The sequence below is a fragment of the Mesorhizobium sp. L48C026A00 genome (assembly GCF_000502375.1).
GTDB classification, from domain to species: Bacteria; Pseudomonadota; Alphaproteobacteria; order Rhizobiales; family Rhizobiaceae; genus Mesorhizobium; species Mesorhizobium muleiense.
Map to the genome: position 1 here is coordinate 36,694 of NZ_AYWU01000002.1, position 19,026 is coordinate 55,719.

The 19,026-nt window shown below is 62.5% G+C and carries 27 protein-coding genes; 15 read left to right on the forward strand and 12 right to left on the reverse strand.

Annotation, left to right across the window (positions count from 1 at the left end):
* The first annotated feature begins 23 nt into the window (after positions 1-23).
* Together X738_RS47250 and X738_RS47255 are read left to right on the forward strand one after the other, a co-directional pair.
* Entirely contained in the window at positions 24-185 is a 162-nt protein-coding gene (locus X738_RS47250; RefSeq protein ID WP_023797039.1) for a hypothetical protein, read from the forward strand.
* A gap of 293 nt (positions 186-478) precedes the next feature.
* A complete protein-coding gene (locus X738_RS47255) occupies positions 479-1,369 on the forward strand; it encodes a LysR family transcriptional regulator (RefSeq protein ID WP_063830521.1) in 891 nt (296 codons plus the stop codon).
* 25 nt (positions 1,370-1,394) lie between these two features.
* On the opposite strand, the gene X738_RS47260 is transcribed toward X738_RS47255, so the two are convergent.
* Positions 1,395-2,312, reverse strand: a complete 918-nt coding sequence (locus tag X738_RS47260; protein WP_023797041.1) for a polyprenyl synthetase family protein — start codon at positions 2,310-2,312, stop codon at positions 1,395-1,397.
* Positions 2,313-2,391: 79 nt separating this feature from the next.
* Between X738_RS47260 and X738_RS47265 the strand changes: the two genes are divergently transcribed.
* From X738_RS47265 to X738_RS47275, 3 genes are all read left to right on the forward strand, one after another.
* Entirely contained in the window at positions 2,392-3,162 is a 771-nt protein-coding gene (locus X738_RS47265) for a biosynthetic peptidoglycan transglycosylase (protein WP_031254079.1), read from the forward strand.
* Positions 3,163-3,299: 137 nt separating this feature from the next.
* Positions 3,300-3,482 carry a 50S ribosomal protein L32 gene (gene rpmF / locus X738_RS47270; protein ID WP_006203806.1) on the forward strand — a complete coding sequence of 61 codons (183 nt, stop codon included), beginning with the start codon at positions 3,300-3,302 and terminating at the stop codon, positions 3,480-3,482.
* 229 nt (positions 3,483-3,711) lie between these two features.
* Positions 3,712-4,113, forward strand: a complete 402-nt coding sequence (locus tag X738_RS47275) for a hypothetical protein (RefSeq protein WP_023797043.1) — start codon at positions 3,712-3,714, stop codon at positions 4,111-4,113.
* Between the two features lie 145 nt (positions 4,114-4,258).
* Here X738_RS47275 and X738_RS47280 read toward each other — a convergent pair whose 3' ends face one another.
* A complete protein-coding gene (locus X738_RS47280) occupies positions 4,259-4,492 on the reverse strand; it encodes a hypothetical protein (protein WP_023797044.1) in 234 nt (77 codons plus the stop codon).
* A gap of 79 nt (positions 4,493-4,571) precedes the next feature.
* Positions 4,572-5,099: a winged helix-turn-helix transcriptional regulator gene (locus X738_RS47285; RefSeq protein ID WP_023797045.1), complete on the reverse strand. Its 528-nt coding sequence runs from the start codon at positions 5,097-5,099 to the stop codon at positions 4,572-4,574.
* Between the two features lie 100 nt (positions 5,100-5,199).
* On the opposite strand from X738_RS47285, the gene X738_RS47290 reads away from it, so the two are divergent.
* The 4 genes from X738_RS47290 (at position 5,200) to X738_RS47305 (ending at position 7,844) form a co-directional block, all read left to right on the forward strand.
* A complete protein-coding gene (locus X738_RS47290) occupies positions 5,200-6,066 on the forward strand; it encodes an alpha/beta fold hydrolase (RefSeq protein ID WP_023797046.1) in 867 nt (288 codons plus the stop codon).
* A gap of 314 nt (positions 6,067-6,380) precedes the next feature.
* The gene (locus X738_RS47295) at positions 6,381-6,725 is read left to right on the forward strand and encodes an ArsR/SmtB family transcription factor (RefSeq protein ID WP_023797047.1); all 345 of its coding nucleotides are present in this window, start codon (positions 6,381-6,383) and stop codon (positions 6,723-6,725) included.
* 10 nt (positions 6,726-6,735) lie between these two features.
* Positions 6,736-7,236, forward strand: coding sequence for an SRPBCC family protein (locus tag X738_RS47300; protein WP_023797048.1), 501 nt, complete (start codon positions 6,736-6,738; stop codon positions 7,234-7,236).
* Positions 7,236-7,844: a glutathione S-transferase family protein gene (locus X738_RS47305; protein ID WP_023797049.1), complete on the forward strand. Its 609-nt coding sequence runs from the start codon at positions 7,236-7,238 to the stop codon at positions 7,842-7,844. Before X738_RS47300 ends, X738_RS47305 begins: the two co-directional genes overlap by 1 nt.
* Before the next feature lie 106 nt (positions 7,845-7,950).
* On the opposite strand, the gene X738_RS47310 is transcribed toward X738_RS47305, so the two are convergent.
* From X738_RS47310 to X738_RS47320, 3 genes are all read right to left on the reverse strand, one after another.
* Positions 7,951-8,238, reverse strand: a complete 288-nt coding sequence (locus X738_RS47310; protein WP_023797050.1) for an ArsR/SmtB family transcription factor — start codon at positions 8,236-8,238, stop codon at positions 7,951-7,953.
* Positions 8,239-8,269: 31 nt separating this feature from the next.
* Positions 8,270-9,517 carry an MFS transporter gene (locus X738_RS47315; protein WP_023797051.1) on the reverse strand — a complete coding sequence of 416 codons (1,248 nt, stop codon included), beginning with the start codon at positions 9,515-9,517 and terminating at the stop codon, positions 8,270-8,272.
* Between the two features lie 84 nt (positions 9,518-9,601).
* The gene (locus X738_RS47320; protein WP_023797052.1) at positions 9,602-9,796 is read right to left on the reverse strand and encodes a DUF1192 domain-containing protein; all 195 of its coding nucleotides are present in this window, start codon (positions 9,794-9,796) and stop codon (positions 9,602-9,604) included.
* A 194-nt stretch (positions 9,797-9,990) separates the two neighbouring features.
* On the opposite strand from X738_RS47320, the gene X738_RS47325 reads away from it, so the two are divergent.
* The 3 genes from X738_RS47325 to X738_RS47330 all read left to right on the forward strand — a co-directional run bounded on the left by X738_RS47325 (position 9,991) and on the right by X738_RS47330 (position 12,649).
* Positions 9,991-11,004, forward strand: coding sequence for an NAD(P)H-quinone oxidoreductase (locus X738_RS47325; RefSeq protein ID WP_031254085.1), 1,014 nt, complete (start codon positions 9,991-9,993; stop codon positions 11,002-11,004).
* A gap of 132 nt (positions 11,005-11,136) precedes the next feature.
* Positions 11,137-11,277: a DUF1127 domain-containing protein gene (locus X738_RS81980; RefSeq protein ID WP_023797054.1), complete on the forward strand. Its 141-nt coding sequence runs from the start codon at positions 11,137-11,139 to the stop codon at positions 11,275-11,277.
* A 268-nt stretch (positions 11,278-11,545) separates the two neighbouring features.
* On the forward strand, positions 11,546-12,649 hold the full coding sequence (locus X738_RS47330; protein WP_023797055.1) for a helix-turn-helix transcriptional regulator: 1,104 nt from the start codon (positions 11,546-11,548) through the stop codon (positions 12,647-12,649).
* Between the two features lie 39 nt (positions 12,650-12,688).
* On the opposite strand, the gene X738_RS47335 is transcribed toward X738_RS47330, so the two are convergent.
* Complete coding sequence (locus X738_RS47335) at positions 12,689-13,306, reverse strand: LysE family transporter (protein ID WP_023797056.1); 618 nt, start codon at positions 13,304-13,306, stop codon at positions 12,689-12,691.
* A 345-nt stretch (positions 13,307-13,651) separates the two neighbouring features.
* Between X738_RS47335 and X738_RS47340 the strand changes: the two genes are divergently transcribed.
* Complete coding sequence (locus X738_RS47340) at positions 13,652-14,350, forward strand: DUF1013 domain-containing protein (protein WP_023797057.1); 699 nt, start codon at positions 13,652-13,654, stop codon at positions 14,348-14,350.
* A gap of 204 nt (positions 14,351-14,554) precedes the next feature.
* On the opposite strand, the gene X738_RS47345 is transcribed toward X738_RS47340, so the two are convergent.
* The 4 genes from X738_RS47345 to X738_RS82085 form a co-directional block, all read right to left on the reverse strand.
* On the reverse strand, positions 14,555-15,274 hold the full coding sequence (locus X738_RS47345; RefSeq protein WP_023797058.1) for a helix-turn-helix transcriptional regulator: 720 nt from the start codon (positions 15,272-15,274) through the stop codon (positions 14,555-14,557).
* 70 nt (positions 15,275-15,344) lie between these two features.
* The gene (locus X738_RS47350; RefSeq protein WP_023797059.1) at positions 15,345-15,755 is read right to left on the reverse strand and encodes a hypothetical protein; all 411 of its coding nucleotides are present in this window, start codon (positions 15,753-15,755) and stop codon (positions 15,345-15,347) included.
* Between the two features lie 101 nt (positions 15,756-15,856).
* A complete protein-coding gene (locus tag X738_RS47355; protein ID WP_023797060.1) occupies positions 15,857-16,459 on the reverse strand; it encodes a DJ-1/PfpI family protein in 603 nt (200 codons plus the stop codon).
* Positions 16,460-16,543: 84 nt separating this feature from the next.
* On the reverse strand, positions 16,544-16,711 hold the full coding sequence (locus tag X738_RS82085) for a hypothetical protein (RefSeq protein ID WP_023797061.1): 168 nt from the start codon (positions 16,709-16,711) through the stop codon (positions 16,544-16,546).
* A 257-nt stretch (positions 16,712-16,968) separates the two neighbouring features.
* Here X738_RS82085 and X738_RS47360 point away from each other — a divergent pair, with 257 nt between their 5' ends.
* A complete protein-coding gene (locus tag X738_RS47360; RefSeq protein WP_023797062.1) occupies positions 16,969-17,940 on the forward strand; it encodes a ring-cleaving dioxygenase in 972 nt (323 codons plus the stop codon).
* A 75-nt stretch (positions 17,941-18,015) separates the two neighbouring features.
* The gene (locus tag X738_RS82090; protein ID WP_023797063.1) at positions 18,016-18,177 is read left to right on the forward strand and encodes a hypothetical protein; all 162 of its coding nucleotides are present in this window, start codon (positions 18,016-18,018) and stop codon (positions 18,175-18,177) included.
* A gap of 41 nt (positions 18,178-18,218) precedes the next feature.
* Here the strand turns inward: X738_RS82090 and X738_RS47365 are convergent, their stop codons facing one another.
* Positions 18,219-18,950 (reverse strand): SGNH/GDSL hydrolase family protein, encoded by a 732-nt coding sequence (locus X738_RS47365; RefSeq protein WP_023797064.1) that lies wholly within the window; start codon positions 18,948-18,950, stop codon positions 18,219-18,221.
* Between the last annotated feature and the right edge of the window lie 76 nt (positions 18,951-19,026).

A 19,026-nucleotide genomic window follows, 5' to 3' on the forward strand; every position in this document is an offset into this window, starting at 1 on the left:
ACGAAATGCCCGGCAGCGGACGCGTGCTCAGCGCCGAATCGAAAATCGCCGTGCCGACAAAGGAAAGCCTTGCGCCGATGCTGGACCAGACCGGGCTGGTCGTCGAAGAATGGCTCGGCAACTGGCGTGGCGAGCCATACGCTCCAACATCGCCAGAAATCATTCCGATCGGCCGGCTGCGCTAGCCCGGACGTTGCTTCGCCTTGAGCGTTTTCCCATTCCTTGACGTGACCGATTGAGCGTACGGATAAGCCAAAGACACCACCGCCCAATTGCGGCGCTGCGCTGACGACGTGCCCACCGATGCACGTCGTGAGCATCTCGCAGGTTTACGTGTTCTGCACCCATGGCACCTCCTCTCCAGCATTTTGCATGCTGAAGAGGAAAACATATTATGGTTCGCATCTGCCGATAATCGGTGATAGTTTCCGTTCATCTGTGACGAATTGGAATAGATATCATCGACCGGCAAGAGACGATGGGTGTGTTCCTGGCAGTTGTCGAGGAAGGCGACTTCTCGGCAGCGGCACGCCGGCTGCGGATGACACCTTCGGCCGTCAGCAAAATCATCGGTCGGCTTGAGTCCCGCCTTGGCGTGCGCTTGCTGCAGCGCTCGACGCGGCGCATCAGCTTGACGGCGGAAGGCAGCACCTATGCCGAGAGCGCTCGCCGCATCCTGAACGACATCAAAGAGGCTGAAATCGCGGTTCAACCCGGAGCAGAACCGCGCGGCCGGCTGCGCGTCAGTCTTCCGAGCGCCTTCGGCCATCGCTTGATCGTGCCGATGTTGCCGGCCTTCATCGATCGCTACCCGGCCGTCGAGCTCGAGCTGATGTTCGCAGATGCGATTGTCGACCTGTTGGCTGAGGCGACGGACGTCGCCGTGCGCGTTGCCGCACACAACGATTCCAGGCTGGTGGTGCGGCGGCTGGCGCCCAATCGCCGTGTCATTTGCGCATCACCTCGATATCTCGAAAGACATGGCATGCCGACAACGCCAGACGACCTTCAAGGTCATATCTGTCTTGGCGTCACAGCACGCGGCGGTCTCAATATCTGGGAGTTCGATGGCCCGGACGGTCTGCAAAGCATGCGTATCCGCAGCCCGATAGAGGCCAACAGCACCGAAGCGCTACGCCGGCTGGCGCTCGCCGGTATAGGCATCATCCGCATGTCCGAGATCTTGGTCGGGCCGGATATCGAGGCAGGCAGACTGACCGCGCTGCTCACCGGATACAATCATCCTGACGGAGCGCCAATCTGCGCTGTCTATCCGCCTGGCCGAATTCTGTCGCCGCGCGTGCGCGTGTTCGTGGATTTCCTGGCCGAACAGTTCGCCAACCCTCCTTGGCTGCACGGCGCGCCATAGGGCGGGAGTACAGCTTGGAACAGCGTCAGCTGTTGCGGGCCGCCACGAATTCCGCTGCTTGCTTCAGAAGCACGGCGTCTTCGCCATAGGGACAAAGCGAGGCGTGGGCCTGGTCGACGAGGCCTTGAAGCTGGTCCCGCGCCCAGTTGGCGCCGTGCAGCGCCACCAGCGTCGCCTTGCCGGCGGCTGCGTCCTTGCCGGTCGCCTTGCCCATCTGGCGCGCATCCGCCGTCAGATCGAGCAGGTCGTCGGCAAGTTGAAAGGCAAGCCCGATCGCCGAGCCGAATTCCACCAGTCTTTCACGGTCGGCCGCCGGCGCGCCGGCAACAATTGCGCCCGCTTCGCAGGCGAAGCGGATCAACGCGCCGGTCTTCATCGCCTGAAGCCGGATGATGCCGGCTTCCTCCGGCCGGTTACGCTCGGCTTCGAGATCGAGCATCTGGCCGCCGACCATGCCGCCGGCTCCGGCGGCGCGGGCCAGCGCCAGCACCAGCGCCGCCCGCCGTTCGGCCGGCAGCATTGTCGCTTCGTCGGCAATGATGTCGAAGGCGAGCGCTAGCAAGGCGTCGCCGGCGAGGATGGCGGTCGCCTCATCGAAGGCCTTGTGAACGGTCGGCTGGCCTCGGCGCAGATCGTCGTCGTCCATGGCCGGCAGATCGTCATGGATCAGCGAATAGCAATGCACGCATTCGAGCGCCGCCGCCACGCGCAGCGCCGCCTCGCCGTCGGCGGAAAACAGCGCGGCGCTTTCCATGACCAGGAAAGGGCGCAGGCGCTTGCCGCCATTCAGCACGCCGTGGCGCATCGCCTCCATCAGACGCTGCGGCCGCGCGATCTCGCCTGAAAGCGGGCGGTCATCGAGCAACCGCCTGAGCAGCGCCTCGATCGGCCCTGTGCGTGCGAGAAGCGCTGCCTCGAACGGTATTTGATCGTCTTTCGCCATGCCGGGGACGGGTAGCCGACACTCAGACGTTGCGCAAGAAGCCAAGCGCCATTATGCCGGGGGCAGGGAGCAGCATGGATTGAGCGGCTTGGCGGAACCGATCGTCGATCACGAAACCGAAGGGCTGGACATGGTGAGGCCGAAACGCGGCAATCGCATCGGTCTCAAACGCTGGCCTCGGCACTGGGTCCGGCGCGGTATCACCATCGCCGTGGTGCTGGCGCTGATGCCGCTGGTGTTGACCTTTCTGTACCTGCCGCCGTTCGTGCATCCGGTATCGACACTGATGCTGAAGGATCTGGCGACGTTTTCCGGCTATGACCGGCGCTGGGTCTCGATCGACGATGTGGCGCCGGCGTTGGCGCATTCGGTCATCATGTCGGAGGACGGGCAGTTCTGTTTCCATCGCGGCATCGACCTTGGCGAGTTGAGGGGCGTCGTCGACGACGCGCTGGCCGGCGAGATGACGCGCGGCGCCTCGACCATCACCATGCAGAGCGTCAAGAACCTCTATCTGTGGTCGCGGCCGCTGGGCTCGGTCCGGAAAGTCGTCGAGCTGCCGCTGGCTGTCTATGTCGACATGGTGATGTCGAAACGGCGCATCATGGAAATCTATCTCAATATCGCCGAATGGGGGCCGGGCATCTATGGCATCGAGGCCGCCGCCCAGCATCATTTCGGGGTTTCGGCAAAACGATTGTCGCGTCGCCAGGCGGCGCTGCTTGCCGTCACCCTGCCGAACCCGATCGCCCGCAACCCGGCGAAGCCCGGGCCGGGGCTGAGACGGCTGGCCTCTCTGATCGAGCGGCGCGCCGGTCGGTCCGGCGCCTATGTCGGCTGTCTGCGATAGCTTAAAAAAATTCGCGACGGCGCTGGCCAAAACGGCGCAGGGCGTGTATAGGCACCCGACTTTCTCAGATTCCGGCCCTGACGCGGCCCTTTCACGAGGGCAGCCGGGGCATTTTGACCATGTAGTGGAGCATATCCATGGCCGTACCGAAACGAAAAACCTCCCCGTCGAAGCGCGGCATGCGCCGCTCGGCCGATGCGCTGAAGGCCCCGACCTATGTCGAGGACAAGAATTCCGGCGAGATGCGCCGCCCGCACCATATTGACCTGAAGACCGGCATGTATCGCGGTCGCCAGGTTCTGGAGCCGAAGGAAAGCTGAGAACGCTTTCGACGGTTTTTGCGAATCCCGAAGGACCGGCCACCGCGCCGGTCTTTTTGCGTATGGCGCGGATGATCGCCCACCGGATCATTTCAGACATGCCAGCAGCCGTACCGGCTGGTACTGTTATTACGCACGGTCTTTGTCCGTGTTCGCGGTCGCGTGCGAAAATTCTTGACGGCGAACGCCGAGCGCCTACTAGAGAAGGCTGTCCAACCGGAGCCTTCTGATGTTCGGTGCCATCCCGCTGCTGATTGTACCCTTCGTCCTCTATAATCTTGGGCTTCTGGGAATATTCGGCGGCGGCGACGATCCTTGGGCAATCCAAATGTTATCGATCCGCATGATGTCGGGCGGAGTGTTCTCGATGACGCTCGGCGATCTGATCGTGCTGATCGGGCTGCTTCTCTTCTTCGTCGAAATCTTGAAATCGACGCGCACGACGAGCGCCTCGATCATGGACCACCTGTTGTCGACCTTCGTCTTCGTGGCGTTCCTGGTCGAGTTCCTGCTGGTGAAGGGCGCGGCGCACTCGGTTTTCTTCATTTTGATGGTCATCGCACTGGTCGATGTCCTGGCCGGCTTCTCAGTATCGATGCGAGCAGCCAGCCGCGACATAACCATGAGCTAATGCATGTCGCGCAAAGCATGCCTCGGGCTTGAACGAGGGTGCGCAGCGGTTTTGCTGTAACGACATGCATAAAAGGCGGTGAAGCAGCCGCCTCGTTGTCATCACCTGCCGACGGCAGGACAGGCCCGCCCGACACGCCGGACCGCTATTTTTTCTTGGCGCGTGTCGGCTTCTTCACCGGAGCAGCCGGCGCATTGGCGAGGTCTTCCGCTTCCTTGGCAAGGCGGAGCGCCCTCAGCTTGTTGGTCTTTATCTGGCGGGCATCGCTCTCGGCGACATATTCCGCCATCGCCTTCTGACGAACCGTGGCTGCCTCTTCCTGCTTCTTGAAACGCAAATCGGCCCGCGCGCGGGCAGTATCCTTAGAGTTCTCAACCAAGGGCTTTTCCAATCCCGTAAATTATAGCTTTCAACGGCTTTAATAGCAGAGCCGCCCTGCGATGGGGGAAATAAGTTGGTCAGGCGCCGGCATCGCACCCGGCGCCCGCCGCCTTTCGGGCGACAACCGCCTCGTATCCGGCCTGCAACGTCGCACGCACGGTGGCATCCGGCGGCGTGTCGGAAGGCGTGCCCAGATGTTCGTGGCGCAGTTCGTCCATGAACTTTTCCCACATCGGCGGGCCGCCCTTTTCCAGAAGCTCGGCGCGGATCGAGAGCTCCTCGCTGACCGGCAGCCAGACGCGACCCCAGGCGCCGAGATGCCCCAGGATCGGCACCAGCGTTATCGCCATTTCGGTCAGGCTGTAGATCGCCTTCTGCTTGTGGGTGGGATCGTCAGCCCTGGTCAGCATGCCGAGTTCCATCAGTCGCTTCAGCCGATCGGCGAGGATGTTGGAAGCGATGCGTTCCAATGACCCGTTGAGCAAGTCGCGAAAGTGGCGTTTGCCGCCGAAAATCATGTCGCGGAGGATGATCAGGCTCCACCGGTCGCCGAACACCTCAAGCGACAGGTTGATCGGGCACCCAGAACGATGATCGATGCTCATGCGAATCTCCGACAGAAACTGGTTGCATTATCATATCAGTTTTATTATCGTGCAACTGATTGCGAAATGCAATCGGTTTTGCAGAGAGGAGCCGGCGACCATGACCAAGGCAGCGGAACCCGAAATCGTGTCGCAGACGTTTGGCGATCCCGCGCATCCGCCGATGCTGCTGATTATGGGCGCGATGGCTTCGATGCTTTGGTGGCCTGAGGCGTTCTGCCGGAAACTGGCCGGCAAGGGCCTGTTCGTGATCCGCTATGACAATCGCGATACCGGCCGTTCCACCAAATATGCGCCGGGCGAACCGCCTTACACTTTCGACGACATGGTGGACGACGCCATTCGCGTCCTCGACAATCATGGCATCGCGAAAGCGCATGTCGTCGGCATGTCGATGGGCGGCATGATCGCGCAACTCGTGGCGTTGAAATATCCGTCGCGGATCATCTCGCTAACGGCGATCAGCACTTCGCCAATCGGGATCGACACCTCGCACCTGCCAGGGACGAGCGAAGCCTATATGGAGCATTCGGCCGAAGGCGCGAAGGTCGACTGGTCGGACCGAGCCCAGGTGGTCGACTACATCGTCAAGGACGCGCACGCGATCGCCGGCACCGCGCATCCATTCGACGGGAAGCGGACGAGGGCCTTCGTCGAACAGGACTACGACCGGTCCGGCGGTTTTCTAAGCGCGACCAATCATTTCATGCTTGAGAGCGGTGAAGATCGGGGCGGCGAGGATCGGGGCAGCGAGGATTGCAAGGGTCGCCTGCACGACTTGAAGGTTCCGCTCGTCGTCATCCACGGCACCGCGGATCCGATCTTTCCGGTCGAGCATGGCGCCGCTCTGGCCGAAGCAGTTGCCGGCGCGAGGCTTGTCCGCATTGAAGGCGGCGGCCACGAACTCCATCCCGACGATTGGGCCGCGATCGTTGATGCCATCGTCGCCCATAGCCAAGCCAGGTAAGCGCGGAGCTGGACCTTGACACACTATTGGCAATAGTTAAGTAATCGCTTCAGTGTTTAGCTCCGTAAACCATGCAGCGGCGAACCAGCAAGGGAACGAGCAAAGCAGTGTCCTTGACGAAGCATCTCCATCCGCTCGCCTCCTTCTGCTGGAAGCCGCTGATCGCACTATGAAAACGGAACGCCGTTCACATCTGTCGGCAATGAACAGTCGCGCGCTACCACGACCGGCTGCTGCTGCGGCCGTCTGTCGCCCGAGTGATCGAGGAAGCGCAGCCCTATTTGAAACTTTCCCTACAACAACGGTTAAGCCCGATGCTGCACGATACCGCCCAGCTCGACCTGATGTTCCAGGCGCTCGCCGACCCGGCGCGGCGGCACATGGTGGAGCGGCTGTCGTGCGGCCCCGCATCGGTCAGCCAGTTGGCCGAGCCGCTGGCGATGTCGCTGTCGGCGGTCGTCCAGCACCTGAACGTGCTCGAGGCGAGCGGTCTCGTCCGCACCGAAAAGCTCGGCCGGGTGCGCACCTGCCAGCTCGAGCCGAGGGCGCTGAGGACCGCCGAACACTGGATCAACGAACGGCGCCTGGGTTGGGAACAGCGGCTCGACCGGCTCGGCGGCTTTCTTGCAGAAACCAAAGACGAAACCGAAGGAAATTGAGGAGGCCAACATGAGCGAACGCTCCGTCATCCATTCGACCATAGTGCTCGAACGCAGCTACGACGCTTCGCCGGCGAGGGTGTTCGCCGCTTGGTCCGATCCCGCCGCATTGCAGCGCTGGGGCTCGCCCGGCGAGGGTTGGGAAAGCAGCATTGAATGCTTCGAGTTCCAAGTGGGCGGCATTGCGCTCAGCCGTTTCGGACCCAAGGATGGCGAGAGTTATGTGAACGAGACGCGCTACCTCGACATCGTGCGCGACCAGCGCATCGTCTCGGCTGGAGGCATGATCAGCAGCGGCCAGCGATTGTTTGTCGGCCTGCTGACGGTTGAATTCAGTCCAGAAGGCACAGGCTGCCGGCTGCTGATGACCGAGCAAGGCGCCTTTCTTGACGGCCATGATCAGCCCAAAAACCATCAGGCTGGCTGGAGCCAGATGCTCGACAACCTGCGGGTGGAATGCGCGCGAGTGCCCCAGCCTGAGCCAAAGACCAGCAGAATCGGGAGGATATGATGAAACTCTACTGCGGCATCGGTCCGAATTCCTACCGCGTCCGCATCTTCATGGCTGAGAAAGGCATCGACGTTCCTCGGGTTGATGTCGATCTGACAAAAGGCGAGCACAAAACCCCGCAATTCCTTGAGCTCAACTCACTCGGCCAGATTCCCGTGCTCGTGCTCGATGACGGGACGGTGATCACCGAAAGCATCGCCATCTGCCGCTATCTGGAGGCGCTTCATCCAACGCCGGCACTGTTCGGCTCGGACGCGGTCAGCCAAGGCAAGGTCGAGATGTGGAACCGCCGCGCCGAGATCGAGATCTTCGGAGCGATCGGCAGCATTGCGCTGCATTCCGATCCCATGTTTGCGGAGCGGCTTGTGCAGTTCCCGGCTTTCGCCGAAACCCAGCGCGAAGCCGTTCCGGCAAAGTGGGCGTGGCTTGACCGCGAGATCGCCGATGGCCGCCCGTTCATCGCGGGCGACCAGTACTCCGTCGCCGACATCACCGCCGGCGTCGCAGCGTGGCTTGGCGCCTTCTTCGGAGCCGACATCCCGGACTCGCTCGTCAATGTCCATCATTGGCTCGACCGCGTTCAGAAACGTCCAAGCTGGAACGCTTAGGCCGGTGTCTGACATTGTTTCAATGAGATGTGAGGCTCAGCGCCAGCACCTGGATCCAGAGGAGCTTCGCCATGCCTGTCTACTGGCAAAGATGCGACGGCGCAGCTCAGCTTCCGGGCGAGCTAAGCTGCTCGGCTTCCCAGAACTGGTCGAGCCAGATGTTGAGCTTCAGGAAGCCGGCACTGCTGACCGTATAGACGCGCCTTGTCCCTTCCGGCTTGGCGTTGACCAGCCCGGCGTCGAGCAGCACTTTCAGATGCTGCGAAACCGCTGGGCGCGAGACCGGCAACCCGGCGGCCAGTTCGTTGACGGTCTTCGGGCCGCGCCGAAGCTCTTCCAAGAGATAGCGCCGGTTGGGATCGGCAATCGCCATGAAGGCGTCGGAAAACATCATGGCTTATTTGTGAGGCAAAGTTTTCCAAATCTCAACCGTTGGTTTCAGGCTTTCTGCGCGGATCGAGCCGCAAGGCTTCCGGCGTGATCGAGCGCTCGGCCGGTTGCGTCTTGAAGGCGTCGCGGTCTTCGATTGGCACCGGTGCGCGCCGGCTGATGCGCAGCAGCGTATAGCCTGCCAGGCAAAGATGCGCGAGTGCCGTTGCAAGGAACAGGCTTTCCGGACGCATCCAGCCCATCAGGCCGGCGGCCAGCAGCGGCCCGATCATCGTGCCGAAACCATAGAGCAGCAGCAAGCCGCCGGACACTTTGACAAAATCCTCCGCCCGGGCGTGGTCGTTGGCATGGGCCACGGCGATCGAATAAAGCGTGTAGGCAAAGGCCCCGTAGGCAGCGGTGCAGACGATGACGAAGACGCCGGAGCGCGGCTCGAACAGGAACAGCGCGATGGCGAACAGCGCCGCGCCGAATGCCAGGCCCGCCAGCACAAAGCGGCGGTCAGTCTTGTCGGAGAGACGCCCGGCCGGAAGTTGCATGGCGGCGCCGGCGACGACCACCAGGCTCATCATCAGCGCGATCTCCGCCGTGGAAATGCCGATGCGGGCGCCATAGACGGCGCCAAGCGTGCCCCAGGCGCCGTTGGCGACGCCGATCAGAACGCAGGCGATCGCCGACACCGGCGAATTGACATAGAGCCCCTTGACGTCGAGCGAGACGTCCTGCAGCGGCTTGGGATGCGAAGCCGTCGACACTGCGGTCGGAATGAGCGACAGGCAGAACAGGATACCGGTGATCATGAACAGCGAGGCCGACTTCACATCACCGCCGGCAACGATCATCTGGCCGCCCATGATCGAGGCATAGGTGACCATCATGTAAAGGCCGAAGACGGCGCCGCGGTTCTCGTTGGTGGACTTCTCGTTGAGCCAGCTTTCGATGATCATGAAGGCGCCGGCCATGGTGAAGCCGGTGAAGGCGCGCAGCAGGATCCAGATATATTCGTCGATGATCAGGCCGGTGAGCAGTGCGACGATGGCTCCCGATGCCGCAAAGGCGCCAAAAGCGCGTACGTGACCGGCGCGGCGCACCAGGCGCGGCGCAAAGAAGCAGCCGGTGACGAAGCCGCCGGCCCAGGCCGTGCCCATCAGGCCGAGCGATGCGGTCGAGAAACCCTCCAACTGGCCGCGCAGCGGCAACAACAGCCCGTGCAGTCCGGTTGCCGCAAGCAGGAAAGCGGTGCCGCGAAGCAGCGAAAGGATCGGTCGGTAGCTTGCAAACATTTAGCTGATCCGGCTGGAATTTGGGGAGGGTCTGAAGACAGTCGCATTCGAGCTTTTCGGCGGCGGGCGCTTCGGCTCTGGAAACTATCCGCGGCGAAACAGCGCCTCGGCCGCTGATTTGGTGGTGCTCTTAGTCTTGAGTTCGGCTTCGAGCCGGGCGATCTCGTCGCGCAAGATGCCGATCCGCTCGGACAGTTCATCGACGGAAAGCAGCGACAGATCCTGCCCGATCTCATGCGGGCGCGCTTTCTTTTTGGGTTCGTCGTCGAAGATCGCCATCGTCGCTCCTCGCTCATGCGTCAAAATTAAACGGCTACAGCGTCCTTGGCGCGTCCAATCGCACGCCCGGCGCTGCAGTGGCCATTTGCCTGATTTGGCAATCAGCATACATAGGGCAAGGGCATGGATGCAAACAGTCGGCAATAAAACCGGCAAGTCGGCAAGAAGCTGGCGAAGCGAGACGGGAAAAATTCATGGCGAGTGGACAGGACAAGATTCCGGCGAAGATGACGGCCATCGCGATCTCAGAACCCGGCGGACCGCGGGTTCTGAAACCGGAAACGCGCGACGTGCCCGTGCCCGGACCTGGCGAAATCCTGATCCGGGTGCGCGCCGCCGGTATCAACCGGCCGGATGTGCAGCAACGCAAGGGCGTCTACCCGCCGCCGCCTGGTGCGTCGGACCTGCCGGGCCTCGAAGCGTCAGGCGAAGTTGCCGCTCTTGGCGACGAGATATCGCGCTGGCGCGTCGGCGACCGGGTCTGCGCGCTGACGCCCGGCGGCGGCTATGCCGAATACGTCAAGGTCCATGCCGGCAGCGTGCTGCCGCTGCCGGCCGGCTTTACCCACACCGAAGCGGCGGCGGTACCGGAAAACTACTTCACCGTCTGGCATAATGTCTTCGAACGCGGCGCTCTAAAGAGCGGCGAGACGCTGCTCGTGCATGGCGGCTCGTCCGGGATCGGCACCACGGCGATCCAGCTCGCCTCGGCCTTCGGCGCTCATGTCATTACCACTGCCGGCAGCCAGGAGAAGTGTGACGTCTGTCTGAAGCTCGGCGCCGACCGGGCGATCAACTACCGCGAGGAGGACTTCGTCGCGGCGGTCAAGGACGCGACCGGCGGCAAGGGCGCCAACGTCATCCTCGACATGGTCGGCGGCGACTATGTGGTGCGAAACTACGAGGCCGCGGCGGTGGAAGGCCGCATCGTCCAGATCGCCACGCAGAGCGGGGCGGTGGCAAGCACCGACTTCTCGAAGATGATGGCCAAGCGGCTCACCCACACCGGCTCGATGCTGCGGCCGCGCACCGTCAAATTCAAGGCGGCGATCGCCGCAGCGCTGGAGGCGCAGGTGTGGCCGCTGCTCGGCACCCGCAAGGTAGCACCGGTCATGGACATGATCTTTCCGCTCAGGGAAGCGTGGCGGGCGCATGAGCGGATGGAGGACGGCGACCACATCGGCAAGATCGTGCTCGATGTCGGCTGACGGTCGGCAAGCAAGCTGAACAAAACCTTAATTGCGCAATGCAACAAACGCATTGCCGCCATGCAAAAGCGTCTGTTCAACTTTTCATCAACGGTGCCTATTTGAGCGGCATCGAAACGATGGAGGACTACCATGAACCCGATCCGTGCTTTCCGTAACTGGCGCATGTACAATGAAACCGTGCGCGAACTGAACCGCCTGAACGCCCGCGAGCTAAACGACCTCGGCATCAACCGTGGTGACATCGAGAGGATCGCCCGCAAGACGCTTTGATCCGCCAAGCAAGAGCCGAGGCAGGCGGGTTTCCCGCCGCCGGTTCCGAGCCCGCTGGACCCAGTCTGGCGGGTTTTGTCGTTTTTAAGTCCGAGGCTACAGCGGCGGCTGCTATGATGGCCACTATCGAGAACCGAATACAACTCGACCGCAATCTGCGGTTGACTCCGGTTTCAGCGTTGGCATTTTGATCGCGCGGGACTAGGTCAGCGGCAGCGGGCGCTGATCCGGGCCAGTAGCGTGCTGACTCTGAAACAGGCTTGCGCCCATGTTCGACGATCTGACGGACAAGATCTACGAGGCGGCTTTCGTGCCGGAACTTTGGGGGGATGCGCTCGAAGCTGCCGGCAGTCTTTCAGGTTCGGCCACCGGCGCCATCTTCCTGTTCAGTGCCGAATCTCCGGTTCGCGGCAGATTGAGTGACGTTTCTCCGGTTCACGGCAACTCGCTGCGATCCGTGTTTGATGAATTTGTCGCCAGCGACGGCTGGAAATTCTCTGACGCGGTACAGCGTATGTGCAGCATGCAGCCGGCGAGCTTCGTTCAGGTCGAAGATTTCCTGACAGCCGAAGAGGTCGAACGTGATCCGGTACGGATACAGCTGAGAGCGGCCGGTATCGGCGCACATGTTTGTTCGGCAGTCGCCATGCCGAGTGGCGAGCTCGTCACTTTCGTCTTTCAACGGTGGATGAAGGATGGCACCTACGATCGGGCGTCGGTCGATCGGCTGGACCAGCTTCGCCCGCATTTCGCGCGGGCCGGCATGGTCTCGGCGCGATTGGGGTTGGAACAGGCCAGGGCGACCGTCTCGGCACTCGAGACCATCGGGCTGCCGGCCGCGGTCATGGCTGCATCGGGACGCGTGCTGACGGCCAACAGCCTGCTGGAAGAAATGACCGAGATGTTTCTGCCAACCGCCTATGGCGGCATGGCGATCGCCAATGCCTCCGCCAATGCGCTTTTCCAGCGGGCCATTCTCGAGAACCGCAACGATTTCGCGATCCGATCCATTCCTGTTGCTGCGAACGAAAGCCGGCCGGCTCTGGTCATCCATCTTTTGCCGCTGCGCCGCGCCGCACATGATATTTTCTCCGGCGCGGACATCCTGGTTGCGGCGACGGCGGTAAGTGCCAGTTCCGTCGTGCCTTCACCAACCCTCCTCGCGGGCCTGTTCGACCTGACGCCCTCCGAGGCTCGTCTGGCCGCCGCGCTTTCGCAGGGACGACCCTTGAAAGATGCGGCATCCGACTTGAAGATCACCGTGAAGACCGGCCGGACCTATCTCGAACGGATTTTCGCCAAGACCGGGACAAGTCAGCAAAGCCAACTCGTCGCCTTGCTCAAGAGCACAGAACCGCTCAATCGCAGATGACGATCGGCCAAATCGGTGGAAGACCGCCTATTTGTTGCTTCAATGGCCAAGCGCGGCAAAACCAATCGCTATCAAGGCGCCTCCCAGCACGATGTCCACGTGCTTGCGGAAACGGTTGTAGAATTCGCGCATGGCTGGCTGGGAAATAGCCAGGCCGACAAGGCCAAACCAGGCGATTGCAATGGCAAAAACCAGCGCTATCACGGATATCTGGATTGGCCCGCGCGTATTCAAGCTCAGCGCAGAGGATGCAAAAAACAATGCGGTGGCCGGATTTGCCGCCGCCGTGACGAACCCCAGCCGGAAGTACCGAACGATGGGAAGCGGCTTCGGCTCGTCGGCGCCGATCGTGATCGACAGCGCCCGCCGCATCGAATTCCAGCCGATGAAGACCAGCATTGCGCCGTAAAGGCTGGCGGCTATCTGGTGCGCAATGCCCCCCGGCGGCAACGCTGCAGCGCCCGTCGCGACGACCATCGCCAGCGAACTCGCGCCTAGGGCAATGCCGGCGGCGGCCGAAAGTGCTGTGGCACGCGAAGCAGTTAGCCCGGCCTGCGCGACGACAGCAAAATTGGCGCCCGGCAGCATTGCCAGAAGCGCATAGGAAATGGCGAACGGAAACAACCCCGCCGCGACAGCGTGCCCGGTTTCCAACATCGATTAGCCCACATCGGCGGCGGCTTGCCCTCCCAAAGCAGCTCGCCGCTACCGAAGCGAAATGTGGATGAAACATGTTCCCACTAACAGTCGGCAAATGCCGACAGAAGGACGTTTTGTTGCCGGGCTAGCGGCCGCGGCCGCTGAGCGGCTCACCGAAGGCGCGATGCTGACGCCGATAAGGCTGCCTTGACAGGTTCGATATCTCCCCCCATCTCGCGACTACCTTCCAAAAACGTTGCGGAACGGCAACGGAGCGGCTATATAAACCGCGATTTTCCCATTTTGGTGGCTCTAAAACCACCGCCCGCGCGGGAACGCGGGCGAACGAGAAGGATATTTGCAATGGCCAATACGCTGCTGATGCCCAAGGCGACCGCCGTCTGGCTGGTCGACAACACCGCGCTGTCCTTCGAGCAGATCGCGCAGTTCTGCGGACTGCATCCGCTCGAGGTGAAGGCGATCGCCGACGGCGAATCGGCGCAAGGCATCAAGGGCATGGACCCGATCATGACCGGCCAGCTGAGCCGCGACGAGATCGCACGCGCCGAGAAGGATCCGAACCATCGGCTGAAGCTGTCAGACCCCAAGGTGCGGGTGCCGGAATCCAAGCGCAAGGGTCCGCGCTACACGCCGCTGTCGAAGCGCCAGGACCGGCCCAACGCCATCCTCTGGCTGGTGCGTAACCATCCCGAGTTGAAGGACGCGCAGATCGCGCGCCTCGTCGGCACCACCAAGTCGACGATCGACCAGATCCGCGACAGAAAGCACTGGAACTCAGCCAACCTGCAGCCGATGGATCCGGTGACGCTGGGGCTCGCCTCGCAGATCGACCTCGACATGGAAGTCAACCGCGCCTCGCGTGGCCGCGAACAGGCACAGCCGGCCGGCGACACGCTGCTGCCGGCGGCATTGACCGAGCGCCTCGTGCCGGCGCCGGAGAAGCCAAGGGACGAGGATGCGGAACTCGACGCCAACGCCGTCTTCGCCAAGCTCTCGGCGCTGAAGTCGAAGGACGAGGACAAGGACGACGAGGAGGGCTGAGGCGCCTCTTCCTTCTCCCCTTGTGGGAGAAGGTGGATCGGCGCGCAGCGCTGAGACGGAAGAGGGGTGTTGGAAGAAATGAGGCGTCGGCGTTCCCTGGAACACCCCCTCATCCGGCCGCGGAGCCTGTCCTCGGGCTTGCCGGAGGCAAGACCCGTGGGCGGCCACCTTCTCCCACAAGGGGAGAAGGAAGAGGCGCCGCGCCTAGGTTCGCGCGGCCCGGTCCGGCGCCATGCCGTAGTCCTCGCTGCGCTCCACCGCACGGTAAAAATCGGCGAGCTGCTTGCCGCGCTCCGGCTTGAAGACGCGGCCGGCTATCACCACTGAAGCAATGCGGTCGATGCGGAAAGCGCGAAAGTCGTCGCGCATCTCGCACCAGGCGACCAGCGTCCACACCTTGCCCCAGAACCACAGGCCCAATGGCCTGATGTCGCGCACGGTGCTGCGGCCTGCTTCGTCGGAGTAGTCGATGGTCAGCACCTGGCGTTTCTCCACCGCGCGCTCGATCAGGTCGATGGCTTCGCGGGCGGCGTCGCTCACCACCCACATCGGCGTGTGGATCTCGGTGCGGGCGATGCGGTCCTTTTCGGCATCGGGCAGCACGGCGCCGATCTTGACCAGCGCCTCGTCGGCGGCCCGCGCCATGGCAGCGCCGCCAAATGCGCGCACCATGCGGGCGCCGGCGACCAGAGCGACGATCTCGTCACGCGTGAACATCAGCGGCGGAAGGTCGAAACCCTCCCTCATCATGTAGCCGACGCCGGCCTCGCCGTCGATCGGCACGCCCGTCGACTGCAGGTCGGCGATGTCGCGGTAGATGGTTCGCTCGGAAACCTCGAGCCACGTGCCCAGCTTCTGGGCGGTGACCAGGCGGCCACCGCGCAGATGCTGCACGATCTGGAAGAGCCTGTCGGCGCGGCGCATCGTACGGTCCCTCGATGTTGTTTTTAGCCTGTCGTTGTCCCCAAACCGGTTCCAACTTTCGGGCGATGCATTATGGCTCAAGCCCTTCGCGCTTGCGCTGCGCGGCGACGAATGCCGCGCCGAAAGACAACTTCCCTGTTGTCGGCGTCTTTGCATCCAGCACCCGCCAGAACGGTGTGATGTCGCTCAGCGTCATGCCACGTTCCAAATCCTCGTTCGCGGCCTCGGCGACAGTGCGCAGATGATAGCCGATGGTGACCGGACATGTCACTTCGGCGCCATGCTCAATGGCGAGCGCGGCGCGCAACGCGCGGATATCCATGGCCACGCCCTCTGGAATGGAGCGAATGAAATCATCGACCTGCCGAGCCGTCGGCACCAGCATCGGCTGGCCCTCGACGACGTCGCCAACAGTCCGCGGCGTCGGCTTGATACCGTTGATGCCCGGCGTGTTCAGCCTGTCGTTCCAGCTCTTTACCATGCGTCACCTAGACGAAGGGCCCGAAGCTTTTGCAGGGATGAAGGCCATGTCTGCTTCCTGGTACTTTCGAATTATTGCACGCCGCTCCTGACACCATACTGTCAGGAGGCTTCAGCATATTCCCCTTCTGCATACTCCTTGGCGAACAGCGTGCGCATCTCAGCGAGATCGCTGCTTCTCTGGGGATAGAGCGTCTTCAAATAGGCAAGAGCGAAGGTGCCGGGAGCCGAACCCGGCGCGGACACGATGCGACCGTCAGCGACGGCATGGGGCACGTCCTGATAGTTCTGAGCGCCCGGATAGCCCGGTTCCTTTTCGTTGATCCAGTCACGACCATTGCTGGTGTGTTTGGCGTTGCCGAACAGGCCGGCACGCGCCAGTGCCAGCGTGCCCGCGCAGATGCCGCCGACCACACCGCCGCGCGCTGCGACCGCTGTCAGCAGTGCGGAGACGTCAGGCGGAGCATCGACCCACTGGTCGGAGCCGATGACCGCTACGGCGTCGAGATCGGTGTTTTCATCAACCGCGGTGGAGCGGTCGGGCGTCAGCATAAATCCGCTGGCCGAAGTCACCGGTTTGCCGTTCGGCGCCAGCGAAACCGCGCGTGCGCCGAACCATTCGACCGCCGAAGCCGCCAGCAGCCCGTATTCCCAGTCGGCGAAGCGATCGATGAAAAGAACGCCGATAGTTTTCTGTTCGGACATTTGCTGCTCCGTCTTTCGGTCCGCCGGACCTGTTTATCTGGGCGCGTGGCGTCCGCATGCAACCGCTGCTGCGAAAAAATCGCCTCAATGGCCGCGGCGGTGGCGGCAATCATAATTATCCGGCCAACCGATGTCCTTGCGGATGCTCTGCGGCAACCCGTTCATGAAACGCCGGGTGCGGATCTCGTTGCGCATCGTCCGAATCTTGCCGACATAGTGCTGAACGCTACGCAGAATGGTAAAACCGTTCATGGCTGGTCTCCTCTCTTTCGATGGAGACACTATCGCACAGCCCTCCTGACAGCAGTCTGTCAGGAGGCTGAGCGGTCTTTGGTGAGCGTGCCAGGTTTTGCCGGTTCTGATCCGTTTGCCCGAGTGAAGCAGGCTTTCTGGTCGCCGGGATCAAGTCTTTCATCTGCCAACGACGGACCATCGGAATCGGCAGCAGCGACAGGGCCAGGGTTCTGATATCGAAGGAGAAAAATTTTCCAGAGATCAGGGAGATGACAATGAGCCTGCAACTGACAGGAATTCACCATCTGACCGCAATCACGGCCAATGCACCCGGAAACCTTCGTTTCTACACCAGGACCCTGGGCCTGCGACTGGTCAAGAAGACGGTCAATCAGGACGACACGTCGGCCTATCACCTTTTTTATGCCGACGCCGAGGCGACGCCTGGCACCGATCTTACCTTCTTCGATTGGCCGGTCGGACGCGAGCGGCGCGGCACCAACAGCATCGTGCGGACCAGCCTGAGGGTCGCCAGCCCTGAAAGCCTTGTCTGGTGGAAGCAGCACTTGTCCGGCGAGCCCCTCGCGACGGAAGAGACCGTCGCGACGGGAGAGATCGGCGATATCGGCGGCTACCCGTCGCTGGACTTCGAAGACCCGGAAGGCCAGCGCCTGCGTCTCGTCAGCGATGGCGGCAAGGGCGACAGTCACCCCTGGGATCAAAGCCCGGTCCCCATCGAGCACCAGATACGCGGGCTCGGGCCTATCGTCATCAGCGTTCCCAACATCACCAACACTGAAACCCTGCTGACCAAGGTGATGAACATGCGCAAGGCGAGAAACTATGCCTCGCCGGATGGCCAGGGCCAGGTTCACGTCTTCGAGATGGGAGAAGGCGGCCCGGCGGCGGAGCTTCATGTCGCCGTGCAGCCGGGCCTTGCGCCGGCACGGCAGGGCGCCGGTGCGGTCCACCACGTGGCATTCAGGGCGCCGGACCAGGAGATATTGCATCAATGGACGGCGCGGCTGGCCGAGTTCCGCCTGTCGTCAAGCGGTGAGGTCGAGCGATACTACTTCCGCTCGCTCTATTTCCGCGAACCAAACGGCATCTTGTTCGAGATTGCCACCGACGGCCCAGGGTTCACGGCCGACGAGCCGCTGGAAACGCTGGGCGAAAGGCTGGCCTTGCCACCGTTCCTCGAACCGAAACGGGCTGCGATCGAGGCCGGCCTCAAGCCGCTGGCATAGAACCTCTCAGCGTTATGGCGTTCTGGTGCGAGCGGAGCACTTTGACAGCCGCCCGCAACGCTGATCAAAAGCGGCATGTCGAAACTTCTTGCGCTCGTTATCGTCGCCATGATGGTCATTCAGCTGATCAAGCCGCTCGGCTGGCCGGGGCTGAAGCGGCGCAGCGATTTTTGGAAGCTGGCGGTATTGGCGATGGCGGCGATTTCGATAACAGCGGCGCTGGGCCATTGGACGTAGGGATTGGGATGTAGGGCTGGGGACGTAGCGCTGGCAGGCCGCTACGCGAGGCGTGGTTCGTTGGCCAGCACCAAATCGACCAGATGTTCCGCCCAGGCCCGGTAGCCGGCTTCCGAGGCATGAAATCCGTCGGAGGCAAAACCGGCTTCGGCATCGGTGATCGGCAGGCGCGGCGCCGGCACAGCGCCGCGTTCGAGGCAAAGGCGCTCGCCCATCCGGTTCATCTCGGCGGCGCGGATCTCCAGGATTTTTCCGAGCAGCGGCGGCATTGCCGGTGCGCGGGTGAATTCCAGCACCGGCGACCACACCACGCGCGCCTCCGGCCATTTGGCGCGCAGCGCGTAGAGCAGGCCGCCAAAATCGCTTTTGAAGCGTGGCACCGAGTGAAAGTTCTTGGTGTCGTTGGTGCCGACGGCGAGCACGATATGCGGCCACGGATCGGCCGACAGATTGGGCAGCACATGATCGCGGATCTGGCCTGAGGTCGCCGAGTTGAAGCCGGCTGCCCGCCAGCGCACCGCGCGGCCGGTGCGTTTTGAGATCAGCTCGGCCAGTTGCGCGGCGAGCCCGTACTCGGAATTGCCGATGCCGACCGATGCGGCGGAAGAATCGCCAAGCATCAGCAGCGAGATCGCCGGCGCCAGGCCCGAAATCTCGTGCATGACCGGACCTTGCGCCGGCAGCATGCGGCTGGTGCGGCGGCGCACGCCGAGCCCCTGCCAGACATAGACCGGAAAGGCGAGCCAGGTGAGGAGGGCAAGAAAGCGCTGCATCAAAAGCCAGTTAATGGGGGCAAGCGACGTTCGGGCTCAACGCAAGCCGACACCGGCGTCGTTTTTCTGGAGCATT

Bases quoted from the DNA above. Each gene is read 5' to 3' on its own strand.
- X738_RS47315 (WP_023797051.1), bottom strand. From the start codon at position 9,517: ATGTTTGCAAGCTACCGACCGATCCTTTCGCTGCTTCGCGGCACCGCT.
- X738_RS47300 (WP_023797048.1), top strand. From the start codon at position 6,736: ATGAGCGAACGCTCCGTCATCCATTCGACCATAGTGCTCGAACGCAGC.
- X738_RS47325 (WP_031254085.1), top strand. From the start codon at position 9,991: ATGGCGAGTGGACAGGACAAGATTCCGGCGAAGATGACGGCCATCGCG.
- rpmF (WP_006203806.1), top strand. From the start codon at position 3,300: ATGGCCGTACCGAAACGAAAAACCTCCCCGTCGAAGCGCGGCATGCGC.
- X738_RS47260 (WP_023797041.1), bottom strand. From the start codon at position 2,312: ATGGCGAAAGACGATCAAATACCGTTCGAGGCAGCGCTTCTCGCACGC.
- X738_RS47345 (WP_023797058.1), bottom strand. From the start codon at position 15,274: ATGCGCCGCGCCGACAGGCTCTTCCAGATCGTGCAGCATCTGCGCGGT.
- X738_RS47355 (WP_023797060.1), bottom strand. From the start codon at position 16,459: ATGTCCGAACAGAAAACTATCGGCGTTCTTTTCATCGATCGCTTCGCC.
- X738_RS47335 (WP_023797056.1), bottom strand. From the start codon at position 13,306: ATGTTGGAAACCGGGCACGCTGTCGCGGCGGGGTTGTTTCCGTTCGCC.
- X738_RS47255 (WP_063830521.1), top strand. From the start codon at position 479: ATGGGTGTGTTCCTGGCAGTTGTCGAGGAAGGCGACTTCTCGGCAGCG.
- X738_RS47340 (WP_023797057.1), top strand. From the start codon at position 13,652: ATGGCCAATACGCTGCTGATGCCCAAGGCGACCGCCGTCTGGCTGGTC.
- X738_RS47305 (WP_023797049.1), top strand. From the start codon at position 7,236: ATGAAACTCTACTGCGGCATCGGTCCGAATTCCTACCGCGTCCGCATC.
- X738_RS47290 (WP_023797046.1), top strand. From the start codon at position 5,200: ATGACCAAGGCAGCGGAACCCGAAATCGTGTCGCAGACGTTTGGCGAT.
- X738_RS47360 (WP_023797062.1), top strand. From the start codon at position 16,969: ATGAGCCTGCAACTGACAGGAATTCACCATCTGACCGCAATCACGGCC.
- X738_RS47295 (WP_023797047.1), top strand. From the start codon at position 6,381: ATGCTGCACGATACCGCCCAGCTCGACCTGATGTTCCAGGCGCTCGCC.
- X738_RS47275 (WP_023797043.1), top strand. From the start codon at position 3,712: ATGTTCGGTGCCATCCCGCTGCTGATTGTACCCTTCGTCCTCTATAAT.
- X738_RS82090 (WP_023797063.1), top strand. From the start codon at position 18,016: ATGTCGAAACTTCTTGCGCTCGTTATCGTCGCCATGATGGTCATTCAG.
- X738_RS82085 (WP_023797061.1), bottom strand. From the start codon at position 16,711: ATGAACGGTTTTACCATTCTGCGTAGCGTTCAGCACTATGTCGGCAAG.
- X738_RS47365 (WP_023797064.1), bottom strand. From the start codon at position 18,950: ATGCAGCGCTTTCTTGCCCTCCTCACCTGGCTCGCCTTTCCGGTCTAT.
- X738_RS47310 (WP_023797050.1), bottom strand. From the start codon at position 8,238: ATGATGTTTTCCGACGCCTTCATGGCGATTGCCGATCCCAACCGGCGC.
- X738_RS47350 (WP_023797059.1), bottom strand. From the start codon at position 15,755: ATGGTAAAGAGCTGGAACGACAGGCTGAACACGCCGGGCATCAACGGT.
- X738_RS47330 (WP_023797055.1), top strand. From the start codon at position 11,546: ATGTTCGACGATCTGACGGACAAGATCTACGAGGCGGCTTTCGTGCCG.
- X738_RS47320 (WP_023797052.1), bottom strand. From the start codon at position 9,796: ATGGCGATCTTCGACGACGAACCCAAAAAGAAAGCGCGCCCGCATGAG.
- X738_RS81980 (WP_023797054.1), top strand. From the start codon at position 11,137: ATGAACCCGATCCGTGCTTTCCGTAACTGGCGCATGTACAATGAAACC.
- X738_RS47285 (WP_023797045.1), bottom strand. From the start codon at position 5,099: ATGAGCATCGATCATCGTTCTGGGTGCCCGATCAACCTGTCGCTTGAG.